The 12,569-nt window shown below is 67.6% G+C and carries 10 protein-coding genes and 4 pseudogenes; 10 read left to right on the top strand and 4 right to left on the bottom strand.

Translation table 11 applies throughout. The features are described from left to right. Positions 1-50: 50 nt before the first annotated feature. The 3 pseudogenes from P5703_RS22930 to P5703_RS22945 all read right to left on the bottom strand — a co-directional run bounded on the left by P5703_RS22930 (position 51) and on the right by P5703_RS22945 (position 3,564). A pseudogene (locus P5703_RS22930) lies at positions 51-457 on the bottom strand (DUF1850 domain-containing protein). Further along, positions 454-2,476: pseudogene (locus P5703_RS22940) on the bottom strand (TRAP transporter permease). Before P5703_RS22940 ends, P5703_RS22930 begins: the two co-directional pseudogenes overlap by 4 nt. Positions 2,477-2,611: 135 nt before the next feature. After that, positions 2,612-3,564: pseudogene (locus P5703_RS22945) on the bottom strand (TAXI family TRAP transporter solute-binding subunit). A gap of 376 nt (positions 3,565-3,940) precedes the next feature. Between P5703_RS22945 and P5703_RS22950 the strand changes: the two are divergent. Then, on the top strand, positions 3,941-4,369 hold the full coding sequence (locus tag P5703_RS22950; protein WP_048330284.1) for a DNA methylase: 429 nt from the start codon (positions 3,941-3,943) through the stop codon (positions 4,367-4,369). 71 nt (positions 4,370-4,440) lie between these two features. After that, positions 4,441-4,683, top strand: coding sequence for a hypothetical protein (locus tag P5703_RS22955; RefSeq protein ID WP_026006479.1), 243 nt, complete (start codon positions 4,441-4,443; stop codon positions 4,681-4,683). Positions 4,684-4,751: 68 nt separating this feature from the next. Here the strand turns inward: P5703_RS22955 and phnN are convergent, their stop codons facing one another. Beyond that, positions 4,752-5,306, bottom strand: coding sequence for a phosphonate metabolism protein/1,5-bisphosphokinase (PRPP-forming) PhnN (gene phnN, locus P5703_RS22960; protein ID WP_045159619.1), 555 nt, complete (start codon positions 5,304-5,306; stop codon positions 4,752-4,754). Between the two features lie 196 nt (positions 5,307-5,502). Between phnN and P5703_RS22965 the strand changes: the two genes are divergently transcribed. From P5703_RS22965 to mdcH, 8 genes and pseudogenes are all read left to right on the top strand, one after another. Beyond that, positions 5,503-6,267, top strand: a complete 765-nt coding sequence (locus P5703_RS22965) for an SDR family oxidoreductase (protein WP_013984463.1) — start codon at positions 5,503-5,505, stop codon at positions 6,265-6,267. A 173-nt stretch (positions 6,268-6,440) separates the two neighbouring features. Next, positions 6,441-8,106: pseudogene (gene mdcA, locus P5703_RS22970) on the top strand (malonate decarboxylase subunit alpha). After that, positions 8,106-8,978, top strand: coding sequence for a triphosphoribosyl-dephospho-CoA synthase (locus P5703_RS22975; protein WP_285590410.1), 873 nt, complete (start codon positions 8,106-8,108; stop codon positions 8,976-8,978). The pseudogene mdcA and the gene P5703_RS22975 overlap by 1 nt, the downstream one beginning before the upstream one ends. Before the next feature lie 2 nt (positions 8,979-8,980). After that, a complete protein-coding gene (locus P5703_RS22980) occupies positions 8,981-9,280 on the top strand; it encodes a malonate decarboxylase subunit delta (RefSeq protein WP_003281886.1) in 300 nt (99 codons plus the stop codon). Then, positions 9,273-10,139, top strand: coding sequence for a biotin-independent malonate decarboxylase subunit beta (locus tag P5703_RS22985; RefSeq protein WP_111481507.1), 867 nt, complete (start codon positions 9,273-9,275; stop codon positions 10,137-10,139). The genes P5703_RS22980 and P5703_RS22985 overlap by 8 nt, the downstream gene beginning before the upstream one ends. Beyond that, complete coding sequence (gene mdcE, locus P5703_RS22990) at positions 10,136-10,921, top strand: biotin-independent malonate decarboxylase subunit gamma (RefSeq protein ID WP_264886941.1); 786 nt, start codon at positions 10,136-10,138, stop codon at positions 10,919-10,921. Before P5703_RS22985 ends, mdcE begins: the two co-directional genes overlap by 4 nt. Before the next feature lie 70 nt (positions 10,922-10,991). Beyond that, the gene (locus P5703_RS22995) at positions 10,992-11,609 is read left to right on the top strand and encodes a malonate decarboxylase holo-ACP synthase (RefSeq protein WP_013984458.1); all 618 of its coding nucleotides are present in this window, start codon (positions 10,992-10,994) and stop codon (positions 11,607-11,609) included. Continuing rightward, the gene (gene mdcH, locus P5703_RS23000) at positions 11,606-12,532 is read left to right on the top strand and encodes a malonate decarboxylase subunit epsilon (protein ID WP_111481505.1); all 927 of its coding nucleotides are present in this window, start codon (positions 11,606-11,608) and stop codon (positions 12,530-12,532) included. Before P5703_RS22995 ends, mdcH begins: the two co-directional genes overlap by 4 nt. Positions 12,533-12,569 lie beyond the last annotated feature (37 nt).

A 12,569-nucleotide genomic window follows, 5' to 3' on the forward strand; every position in this document is an offset into this window, starting at 1 on the left:
GGGGTGCCGCCTGCGCGAACACCCCTCCTCAACGATCACCGGCGAGCCGGTCAATCGTTCCCGACACTCGCCGTTTGCACGGTACAGCCCCAGACTTCCAGCGCCGGCTGGTCCGCTTGTGGCGGGCCGAGCCATTCGCTCATGGCGTGGCAACGCTGGTCAAAACACAGTTGGTAATCCCCTGCCTCGGGGGTTCGCCCCAGGCGCAGGAGTGGCAACGCAGGCATCTGGCGCTGGTAGTGCCAGGCCCCGTCGCGCAGTCCGGCGTCATCCGGGATTTCCATCCGGCACCAGAACCCTTGACCCGCGCTTCGCCGAGCAGCAGCCCGTCCGGCGTCACGCGGTAATCCTCTTCCCAGCGGATCTTCTCGATGGTGTGGTTCCACGCCAGGGTGAAGGCGGGGGTGGGCACTTCGGCCCACACCACGCCTGCCAGCCCCAGGCACAGACCGATCACGCCGCCGCCGGCTCGGCGCGACGGGCGCGCCAGAAGTGCTGGATAAGGAACAGCGCGCCCAGGCCGAAGCCGATTTCATCGCTGATCGGCATCGCCAGCACCATCGAGGCGGCTGCGGCGAAGGCGAGGACCTTCTCCCACAGCGCCATGGGCCGTTGCAGGTAACCGGTGAACACGGCACCCACAGGCCGACGGCGAAGGCCGCCTTGAACAGCATGTACAGCGTGGCGCCCCAGTCGCCGCCCTGCATCATCAGCGCCGGGTTGTACACCGCCATGAACGGCACGATGAAACCGGCGATGGCGATGCGGATGGCCCACATGCTGATCTTCAGGCCCCTCTCCTTGGCGATCGGCGCGGCGGCGAAGCAGGCCAGCGCCACCGGCGGGGTGAGGTCGGCCATGATGCCGAAGTAGAAGACGAACATGTGCGAGACGATCAGCGGCACACCCAGGTCCAGCAGCGCGGGCGCGGCAATCGAGCTGGTGATGATGTAGTTCGGGATCGTCGGGATGCCCATGCCCAGCACCAGGCAGGTCAGCATGGTCAGCAGCAGCGAAAGGAACAGGTTGTTCTCGCCGACGGCCAGGATGTAGCCGGCGAAGGTCGAGGCCACGCCGGTCAGCGAGACCACGCCGATGATCACGCCGACCAGGGCGCAGGCGATCCCCACCGGCACCGCATGGCGCGCGCCTTCCACCAGCGCGTGCAGGCAGATGACCAGGGTGTCGCGACCGCCCTTGATGAACCAGCACACCACCACCAGCGCGGCGATGACGCCGAAGATCACCCCGATGCCGAGCTGGAAGAACCCGGCGCAGAGCAGGCCGAGGGCGATCCAGAAGGCAATGCGCAGGCCGAACGACGAGACCTTGAGGATGATCGCCGAGCCGAGGATGACGATGGCTGTCAGCGACAGGCCAATGGTGCCGGCGAACATCGGGGTGCGCCCGGAGAACAGCAGCCAGACCAGTACCAGCAGCGGGATCAGCAGGTACCAGCGCTCCTTCACCGCGGCCCAGGCACTCGGGCACTCGTCTTTCGGCAGGCCCTTGAGACCGGCGCGCTTGGCTTCCAGATGGACCATCCAGAACACCGAGCCGAAGTACAGCAGCGCCGGAATCAGCGCGGCCTTGGCGATCTCGACGAAGGGCACGTTGATGGTCTCGGCCATGATGAAGGCCACCGCACCCATCACCGGCGGCATGATCTGGCTGCCCATCGAGGACGTGGCCTCGACGCCGCCGGCGAAGGCCGGGCGATAGCCGAAGCGCTTCATCAGCGGGATGGTGAACTGGCCGGTGGTGACCACGTTGGCCACGCCGGAACCGGTGATGGTGCCCATCAATGCCGAAGACACCACCGACACCTTGGCCGGGCCGCCCAGCTTGTGGCCGAACAGGCCCATGGCGAAGTCGGTGAACAGCTTGATCATGCCCGCCTGCTCGAGGAACGAGCCGAACAGGATGAACAGGAAGATGTAGGTCGCCGAAACGTAGGTCGGGTGCCGTACAGGCCTTCGGTGCCGAACGACAGCTGGTTGACGATCTGATCCAGGTAATAGCCGCGGTGCGCGAGATCACCGGGCAGGTACTCGCCGAACAGGCCGTAGGCGAGGAACAGCCCGCAGATGATCGGCAGCGCAATGCCCATGACGCGGCGTGCGGCCTCGAACACCAGCACGATCAGCGTCAGGCCGACCACCATGTCGGTGGTGGTCATGTCGCCGGAGCGCTGGATCAGGTCCGCCTCGAAATACCACTGGTAGAAGAAGGTGGCGAAACCGGCCAGGCCGAGCACCCAGGCCACTGGCTGGAACGGCTTGCCGGTGCCGCGCGCCGGGTAGCAGAGAAACACCAGCAGCAGCAGGAAACCGACGTGACCGGCGCGCAGCACCTGGCTGGACACCGGATGGAAGGCGGCGGTGACGATCTGATAGATGGAGAACAGCAGGGCGACGTAGAACAGCGCCCTCGGCCATTCGCTGGGGCTGGCATGCAGCCCTTGGCTTTCGCTCATGGGTATCACTCTCTCACTGCAAGGGGATGCCTGTAGAAGCAGGCTTGCCAACGAGGCGACGCGGGCAAGCCTGCTGCTACAAGGAGCGGGCTGGAGCAGGCGCTGGGCCTGCTCAGCCCGTCGTTCAGCGCTGGGTTACTTGAGAACCCCGGCTTCCTTGTAGAAGCGCTCGGCGCCCGGGTGCAGCGGGATCGGCAGGTTCTTGGTGGCGTTTTCCAGCTTGATGTCCTTGGCAGCGGAGTGGGCGTTACCCAGGGCGGCCAGGTTGTCGAACATCAGCTTGGTCATCTGGTAAGCCACTTCATCGGAGACCTTTTCGTGGGTCACCAGAATGTTGGTGATGGCCACGGTGGGAACGTCGGCGTCCTGACCGTCATAGGTGCCGGCCGGATCACGCCCGCCAGGTAGGCATCGCTCTCGATCTTCTCGACCACGGCGGCCGGAATCTCGACGAAGGTCACCGGCATGGTGCTGGCCAGGTCGCGGATGGCGGCCATGCCCAGGCCCGAGGACTGCAGGGTGGCGTCGAGCTGGCGGTTCTTGATCAGCTCGACCGACTCGGCGTAGGGCAGGAACTCGACGCGGCCCATGTCCTTGTAGTCCAGGCCGGCGGCCTTGAAGATCGCGCGGGCGTTCAGCTCGGTGCCGGACTTCGGCGCGCCGACGGAGATGCGCTTGCCCTTCAGGTCTTCCAGGGTCTTGATGCCGGATTCGGCGCTGGCGACGATCTGGATGTAGTTGTTGTAGGTGCCGGCAATGGCGCGCAGGCGCTTGAGCGGGGCCTTGAAGCCGGCATCCTCGACACCGTTCCAGGCATCTTCCACCGAGTCACCCAGGGAGAAGGCCAGCTCGCCGCGACCGGCCTGCAGCAGGTTGAGGTTTTCTACCGAGGCCTTGGTGGCCTGTACCGAAGTCTTGGCGCCGTCGATCTTGTTGTACTGCTGCGACAGGGCCACGCCGATCGGGTAGTACACGCCGCTGGTGCCGCCGGTGAGGATGTTGATGAAGGTCGGTGCAGCGACGGCCGCGGTGCTGGCGGTGAAGGCCGCAGCGGCAGCGAGCAGGCCCAAGCGTTTGGTCAGTCTCATGGATGGATCTCCGTTTCGTTTTTATTGATTGGCGCAGCATGTTGACGATAGACGATGCCGCGTTCGGGGAACGCGCCAGACGTACAAGCAGAGGGGCGATGACACCGGGGCCGGGCCCGGGAGGTGGGTATCGCTGGCAGCTCTTCTTGTCGTTGGAATCGCATCGAGCACATTGCCAGTAGCAGAAGGCGTGCCAGCCTGTGCGAGCCCCCTGCTACAGGGGCTGTTGCCTCCCTGAAGGGAAGCGTTAGGCAAGAATCCGCCTATCGGATGAACGGTATAGGCAAGAAACCGCTCATCAGGACTCAGGCAAGGGGGAAACTTGCCCGAAAGCACGGCTTCGAATGCAGACAATCGTTCGAGGGGAGGGCGCCTGATGAGCGCGGAAATCAGCGCCAAAGATCTGGGCATCGACATGGCCGACGGCGAGCCCGCGCTGTTCAAGTGGTTCGTCGCCAGCTTTCTGTTCGGCAAGCGCATCCAGCAGGACATCGCCGCCGAGGCGTATCGCGTCATCGTCGACAAGCACAAGCGCGATACGCCGCGAAAACTGGGCAACTGCAGCTGGCAGCAGCTGGTGAACATGCTCGGCGAGGGGCGCTATGTACGCTACGACGAATCCACCGCCGAGCGACTGCTCAAGCTCTGCGAGAAGCTCAACCACGAGTATGGCGGCAAGCTCGGGCGCATCCATGAGCTCAGCGAGAACCGCAAGGAGCTGGAGCGGCGGCTGGCGGAGTTCGAAGGCGTCGGGCCGAAGACCGTGGAGATCTTCATGCGCGAGGCGGCCAGGGTCTGGTACTGAGCGCGCCGGACGGCGCTTGCCATGCACGGCGGATGAATTACAGTGGCGCCATCGTTCCGTCGAACACCGCCATGCGCACTTTCCTGACCGCCTTCTGCCTGCTCCTGTCCGTCGCCGCCAGCGCTGCGCCGGCACCCTATTACCGTTGGCAGAGCATCGTCGACGGTACTGTCATCTGCCGCCAGACGTCGCCCGGCGAAGGCTGGCAACGGCTCGACGACCAGCCCTTTCGCGACCTCAACTGCAGCATGCCGGCCGCCCGTGTCGACCGCCCGAGCGGCGTACCGGGTTTTCGTCCGCAGCCGGGGCGGTGAGGCAGCGCATTCAGGGGTGGCTCTGGTTGACGCCGGGTAGTGCTGTGAGGCCCACCGGGGCGCCACGCTCAGTCCCTCGGCACATGCTCATCGATCAACGCCAGCAGGCGTTCGACGCTTTCAGTCAGCGGCGTCGAGTTGTCCAGGCGGATGTAGTCGTCCAGTTCGCCGGCGAACAGCGCGTTGCGCGCCAGCCGTGACTCGATCTGTTCCGCCGTCTCCCGCCCGCGTGCATGCAGGCGCTGGCGCAATACGTCCTGCTCGACGCTGAGCAGCACCGCCAGCAGGTCTGGATAACGCTCCCGTGCCGTTGCCAGGTAGCCGCGCGAACCATTGACCAGCACCTGCTCGCCGGACGCCAGCCACTCATCGATCTCTGCCGGAATGCCATACGCCAGACCGTTGGCCCGCCAGCTGAGGGCAAAGGCGCCCTGCGCCTCGAGACGCTCGAATGCCTGCGGCGACACCGAATGCGCCGCCTCGCCGACGGCTTCGGCCGAGCGGGTGATGACCCGTCGCGCGATGCGCACACCACGGCCAGCCAGCAACTCGCGGGCGGCGTCCAGCAGGCTGTCCTTGCCGGCACCGGATGGCCCGATCAGGTAGATCAAGCGGCCTCGCATCATTGGGCTCCTGATTTCGGGCAGATGGGCGCGAGTATAAGGCGGCTGCGCGACGGCGGCATGGCCGCATTTCGGGCGATCAGCGCACGCCGTGCTTTGCCTGGCGCAGCAACGCCCCCTAAGCTGGACGCCGTCACTGCGCCCCTGTGCCGCGTCGCCTACACGACAGCTGGCATTTCAGAGAAAGAGGAAAAGCATGAAACAGAAGATCGTATTCATCACCGGCGCCACCTCCGGCTTCGGCCGTGCCACCGCCCGCCGCTTCGCCGAGGCGGGCTGGGCGCTGGTGCTCACCGGGCGGCGCAGCGAGCGTCTGGAAGAACTGAAGGGCGAGCTGTCGGCGAAGGTGCCGGTGCATATCGCCACGCTCGACGTGCGCCAGGCCGGCGCGGTGCAGGAGGTGGTGGCGCAGCTGCCGGCCGAATTCCGCCAGATCGATTGCCTGGTCAACAACGCCGGCCTGGCACTGGCACCGCAGCCGGCGCAACAGGTTGATCTCGCCGACTGGCACACCATGATCGACACCAACATCACCGGCCTGGTCAACGTCACCCACGCGCTGCTGCCGACGCTGATCGCCACCGGCAAGGGCGCCAGCATCGTCAACATCGGCTCGGTGGCCGGCCACTGGCCGTATCCGGGCGGCCACGTCTACGGTGCGACCAAGGCCTTCGTCGAGCAGTTCGGCTACAACCTGCGCTGCGACCTGCTCGGCACCGGCGTGCGCGTCACCGACATCGCGCCGGGAATGGCCGAAACCGAATTCACCCTGGTGCGCACCAAGGGCGATCAGGCCGCCAGCGACCGGCTGTACCGCGGCACCACGCCGCTGACCGCCGAGGACATCGCCGAGCAGATCTTCTACGTTGCCACCCTGCCGGATCACATCAACATCAACCGCCTGGAAGTGATGCCCACCCGCCAGGCCTGGTCGCCGTTCAATATCGATCGCGACAAGTAACGGGCTCCAGGAGGCGTGGCGTGCAACGCGCCGCGCCTGCTGCATGCCTCGCGAACCGGCCGTTCAGACGTATCGTTAACCTGACCGTAACGATTGCATCCGCTGCTTGATTGATGACCCTTCGGTCACGTCCCTACTGTGCGCTCCACAAGCGGAAAAACTGTGGAGTCGCCATGACAACAACAATCTCCCCACCGCCGCAGTGGTCGCGTCGTCGCGCTGAAAAAGCCCGTCGTCTCGATCAGGTGCAGAGCCTCGCCGATGGCGTGGTACTGCCCAGCGAGCGGATCGTCGAGGCCCTGGAACTCTTGATCGCCCCGGTGATCGCGTGGTGCTCGAGGGCAACAACCAGAAGCAGGCGGACTTCCTCTCCCGCTCCCTGGCCAAGGCCGACCCGGCAAGCTGCACGACCTGCACATGATCATGCCGAGCGTCAGCCGCGCCGAGCACCTGGATCTGTTCGAGCGGCAGATCGCGCGCAAGCTCGACTTTTCCTTCGCCGGTCCGCAGAGCCTGCGCATCAGCCAGCTGCTCGAGGACGGCCTGCTGGAAGTCGGCGCCATCCACACCTACATCGAACTCTACTCGCGCCTCTTGGTGGACCTGATCCCCAACGTCGCGCTGGTCGCCGGCTTCCAGGCCGATCGCCACGGCAACATCTACACCGGCCCCAGCACCGAAGACACCCCGGCGCTGGTCGAGCCGACCGCCTTCAGCGACGGCATCGTCATCGTCCAGGTCAACGAGATCGTCGACGAGCTGCCGCGCGTGGACATCCCGGCGAGCTGGGTCGATTTCGTCGTGGTGGCCGACAAGCCCTTCTACATCGAGCCGCTGTTCACCCGCGACCCGCGCCACATCAAGCCGGTGCACGTGCTGATGGCGATGATGGCGATCCGCGGCATCTACGAAAAACACAACGTGCAGTCGCTCAACCATGGCATCGGCTTCAACACCGCGGCCATCGAGCTGATCCTGCCGACCTACGGCGAATCCCTCGGCCTGAAAGGCAAGATCTGCCGCAACTGGACGCTCAACCCGCACCCGACGCTGATCCCGGCGATCGAGACTGGCTGGGTCGAGAGCGTGCATTGCTTCGGCACCGAGCTGGGCATGGAGAACTACATCGCCCAGCGCCCGGACGTGTTCTTCACCGGCCGCGACGGCTCGATGCGCTCGAACCGCATGATGTGCCAGCTGGCCGGGCAATACGCCGTGGACCTGTTCATCGGCGCCACCCTGCAGGTCGATGGTGATGGGCATTCCTCCACCGTCACCCGCGGGCGCCTGGCCGGTTTCGGCGGTGCGCCAAACATGGGCCACGACCCGCGCGGTCGCCGCCATCCGACCCCGGCCTGGCTGGACATGGCCATGCCCGGCGGCGAGGCCCCGGTGACCATGCTCGAGCGCGGCAAGAAGCTCGTGGTGCAGATGGTCGAGACCTTCCAGGAAGGCGGCAAACCCACCTTCGTCGAGCAGCTCGACGCGGTGGAGGTGGCGAAGAAGAGCGGCATGCCGCTGGCGCCGATCATGATCTACGGCGACGACGTCACCCACCTGCTCACCGAGGAAGGCATCGCCTACCTGTACAAGGCCCGTTCGCTGGAGGAACGCCAGGCGATGATCGCCGCGGTGGCCGGCGTCACCAGCATCGGCCTGCGGCACAACCCGAAGGACACCGAGCGCATGCGCCGCGAAGGGCTGATCGCCCTGCCGGAAGACCTCGGCATCCGCCGCAACGACGCCACCCGCGAACTGCTCGCCGCCAAGAGCATCGCCGAGCTGGTCGAGTGGTCCGGCGGCCTCTACAACCCGCCTGCCAAGTTCAGGAGCTGGTGATGAGCGCACTCATTGCACGACAGGCGCCGACCGCGGCCGAGCGCCTGGCTGATCTGGCGGTGCAGGCGCTGGTCGACGAGGCCGACCTGTCGCCCAAGCCGGGGCTGGTCGACCGACGCGGCAGTGGCGCGCACAGCGATCTGCACCTGGGGCTGATGCACGCCTCGGCGCAGTCGCTGTGGCCGGCGTTCGCCGCCATGGCCGATGCCGCGCGGAGCGAAGGTCGGGTCAGCCAGGCGCTGCGGGAAACCCTCGGGCAGCTGGGCCGCGACGGCGAAGCGGAGATGCTGCGCGTCACCGCAGGGGTCAACACCCATCGCGGCGCGATCTGGGCGCTGGGGCTGCTCAGCGCGGCGGCCATGCTGGAAAGCGGCGCTTCGGCCGGCGGGATCGCCGCCAGCGCGGCCGCCCTGGCGCGGCTGGACGACCCGGCCGCGCCGCACAACCCGGACAGCCATGGCGCGCGGGTCTGCCGTCGCTACGGCGTGCTCGGCGCCCGCGAACAGGCGCAGCACGGCTTTCCCGCGGTCATGGAGCACGGCTTGCCGCAACTCCTGGCCAGTCGCCGCGCCGGCGCCGGCGAGCAGAACGCCAGGCTCGATGCACTGCTGGCGATCATGAGCAGCCTGACCGACACCTGCGTGCTGCATCGCGCCGGTCTTGAAGGGCTGACCCGCATGCAGGCCGGTGCCCGCGCCGTGCTCGAAGCCGGTGGTGCCGCCAGCCTCGCCGGTCGTCGCCAGCTGCGCCTGCTCGATCGCGACATGCTCGCCCTCAACGCCTCGCCGGGGGGCGCCGCCGACCTCCTGGCCGCCACCCTTTTCCTCGACCGTCTGGCGCCGCATGCGCCGGCGCCGACTGGGAGCAACTGAACATGGAAACCCTGTCTTTCGAATTCGCCGCCGGGCAACCCGCCCGCGGCAAGGCCCTGGTCGGCGTGGTCGGCTCGGGCGACCTGGAAGTGCTGCTGGAACCCGGCCAGGCCGGCAAGCTGGCGATCCAGGTAGTCACCTCGGTCAATGGTGCCGAGCAACGCTGGAAGAGCCTGTTCGAGCGGATGTTCCGCGAGCAGACGCCACCGGCATTGAACATCGATATTCACGATTTTGGGGCCACGCCCGGCGTAGTGCGTCTGCGCCTGGAGCAGGGACTGGAGGAAGTCGGCCATGACTGATGTGTCCGCTAACACCGTGGCCCGTTTACTCGAGTCGCGCAGCTTCGTCGAACTCGGTGCCCGCCAGCGTGCCCGCGCACTGCTGGACGAGGACAGCTTCCGCGAATTGCTCGATCCGTTCGATCGCGTCACCTCGCCCTGGCTGCCGAAGCAGGGCATCGTCACCCAGGCCGACGACGGCGTGGTGGTCGCCAAGGGCACCCTTGACGGCCAGCCAGCGGTGATCGCCGCCATCGAAGGCGCCTTCCAGGGCGGCAGCATGGGGGAAGTCGGCGGCGCGAAGATCGCCGGCGCACTGGAACTGGCTGCTGAAGACAACCGCAACGGCATCCCGACCCGCGCCGTGCTCCTGCTGGAAACCGGCGGCGTGCGTCTGCAAGAAGCCAACCTGGGCCTGGCTGCCATTGCCGAGATCCAGGCGGCCATCGTCGAGCTGCGCGACTACCAGCCGGTGATCGGCGTGGTCGCCGGTTCCGTCGGCTGCTTCGGTGGCATGTCCATCGCCGCCGGGTTGTGCAGCTACCTGGTCGTCACCCGCGAAGCCCGCGTCGGCCTCAATGGCCCGCAGGTGATCGAGCAGGAAGCCGGGCTCGACGAGTACGACTCGCGCGACCGGCCCTTCATCTGGAGCCTGACCGGTGGCGAGCAACGCTATGCCTCGGGTCTGGTGGACGCCTACGTGGCCGACGACACCGACGCCATCCGCGCGCAACTGCACGAACTGTTCGCCCTCGGCAAGCCGCTGCAGCCGCGCAGCCGCCGCCACGCCTGGTACCTCCAGCGCCTGGCCGACGTCGACACCCGCACGCAGCTCGATGCTGCCGCCGTGCGAGCCCTCTACGAAGGAGATGCCCAATGAGCCGTGGACTGAACTGGTTGCAAGCCCTGGCCGGCGGTCAGGCACTGGCGGGCTATCCGGCCTCGGTGAAGGTGGTCGACGGCACGCTCGGTGAGCGCGCCGCCCGCTATATCGCCGTGGTGCCGGACGCCGAGAGTCCCTTCCCGCGCGCGCGCAATGGCGAGGTCGGTCTGCTCGAAGGCTGGGCTCTGGGCCAGGCGCTGGACGAGGTGATTGCGGCCGATCGCGACAAGGCGGACAAGCGTGTGGTGGTCGCCGTGGTCGACGTGCCGAGCCAGGCCTATGGCCGCCGCGAAGAAGCCCTCGGCATTCATCAGGCCCTCGCCGGCGCGGTGGATGGCTATGCCCGCGCACGGCTGGCCGGGCACCCGGTGATCGCGCTGCTGGTGGGCAAGGCCATGTCCGGCGCCTTTCTCGCTCATGGCTATCAGGCCCAGCGGATCATCGCCCTGCGCGATCCGGGCGTGATGGTGCATGCCATGGGCAAGGCCGCCGCGGCGCGCATCACCCTGCGCAGCGTCGAGGAGCTGGAAGCCCTGGCCGAATCGGTGCCGCCAATGGCCTACGACATCGACAACTACGCGACCCTCGGCCTGCTCTGGGAAACCCTCGCCGTGGACAGCATCGAGCAGCCCTCGGCGGATGACCTGGCGCGTGTGCGCGACTGTCTCGCCAAGGCCGTCGCGGACATCGGCGGCAGCAGCGATCTGCGCGGCCGTCTCGGCGCGCCGAATCGCGAGGCGTCGTCGCGGGTGCGCGAACTGTTGCGCGCGCAATGGTAGCGAACACCTGAGCGGCGTATTCGCCGAACCCGTCAGCGACTCGACAACAACAATCACGAGGAGGCTGTAGATGCACGACACACCTCGCCCCCACGACCTGCTCTGGGGTATGCGTCCCGAGCAGTTGCCGGCCGATGCCCCGGCCTGGGCGGTGGCCGTGCTCGCCGCTGGCCAGCCGGTGGTGGTGCGTCGTGCCGTCGTCGCGCCAGGGCAGGTAGCGGTCGGCCTGCGTGGGGCCACGCGAGACCAGCGTCTGGCCGCGCTGATGCCGATCGCCGCGATCAGCCATCGGCTGACGCCGGAGCAGCTGCTCGATCGTCGCGCCAGCGAAGACCTGCCGGTGTTCCGCGTGCTGGCTGGCCTGCGTCCGCTGCTCGATGCCCTCGGCCATGCCTGGGGTGTCACCGGCTCGGCCGGCTTCCAGCTCGCCACCGGCTTGTCGGCGGCGCATCCGGACAGCGATCTGGACCTGCTGCTCAGGGCCGAACGGCCGCTGCCGCGCAGCGAGGCGCGCCCGCTGCTGCAGCTGCTCGAAGGCCGCGCCTGCCGTGTCGACCTGCAACTGGAAACCCCGCTGGGCGGTGTGGCGCTCGGCGAATGGGCCGGTGGCGCCGCACGGGTGCTGGTCAAGACCGCCGAAGGACCGCGTCTGGTGAGCGATCCCTGGGCTGCGGAGCGGGCCGCATGAGCAGCCTGTTCGCCTTTCCCGGTCAGGGCGCGCAAAAGCCCGGCATGTTGCAACGGCTGCCCGAGGCGCCGGAAGTCGCCGCGACCCTGGCCGAGGCCAATGCCGTGCTCGGCGAGGATGCGCTGCTGCTCGATTCGGCCGAGGCGCTGCAATCGACCCGCGCGGTGCAGCTCTGCCTGCTGATCGCCGGTGTCGCCGGAGCGCGCCTGCTGATGCGCGATGGCCAGCGGCCGGACTACGTCGCCGGGCTGTCCATCGGTGCCTATGCCGCGGCGGTTGTCGCCGAGTCGCTGACGTTCGCCGACGCCCTGCGCCTGGTCGCCCTGCGCGGCGAGCTGATGCAGCAGGCCTATCCCGAGGGCTACGGCATGACTGCCATCCTCGGCCTGGCGCTGGGCACGGTCGAGTCGCTGCTGGCCGAAGCCGAGGGCCCGGTTCACCTGGGCAACATCAACGCCGACAACCAGATCGTCATCGCCGGCAGCGATGCCGCCATGGCCACGGTCGCGGCGCGGGCCAAGGCGCTGGGCGCCTCCTGCGCGCGGCGCCTGGCGATGAGCGTGCCCTCGCATTGCGCGCTGCTCGAGCAGCCGGCACGGCGGCTGGCGGATGCCTTCGCCGAGGTGGAGGTGCGCGCCCCGCGGATTCGCTACCTCAGCGGCTCGTCGGCGCGTCCGCTGTTCGACGCTGAGCGCCTGCGCGACGACCTGGCCTTCAACATGTGCCGCGTCGTCGACTGGCACGGCACCCTGCGCACCGCCTACGAGCGCGGGGTGCGGCTGCACATCGAACTGCCGCCAGGCCAGGTGCTGACCGGGCTGGCACGGCGGGTTTTCGAACAGGGTACGCTGGTTGCCTTCGACGGCGCCCGGCTGGACACACTGGACGCCTTGCTGCGTCAGGAGGGCAGCCAGAGCCGATAGACCGCGTGCACATTCAGCGCGAGCAAGCCTTAACTCG

Source organism: Stutzerimonas sp. FeSN7 (genome assembly GCF_030263795.1).
In the GTDB taxonomy this organism is placed as follows: Bacteria; Pseudomonadota; Gammaproteobacteria; order Pseudomonadales; family Pseudomonadaceae; genus Stutzerimonas; species Stutzerimonas stutzeri.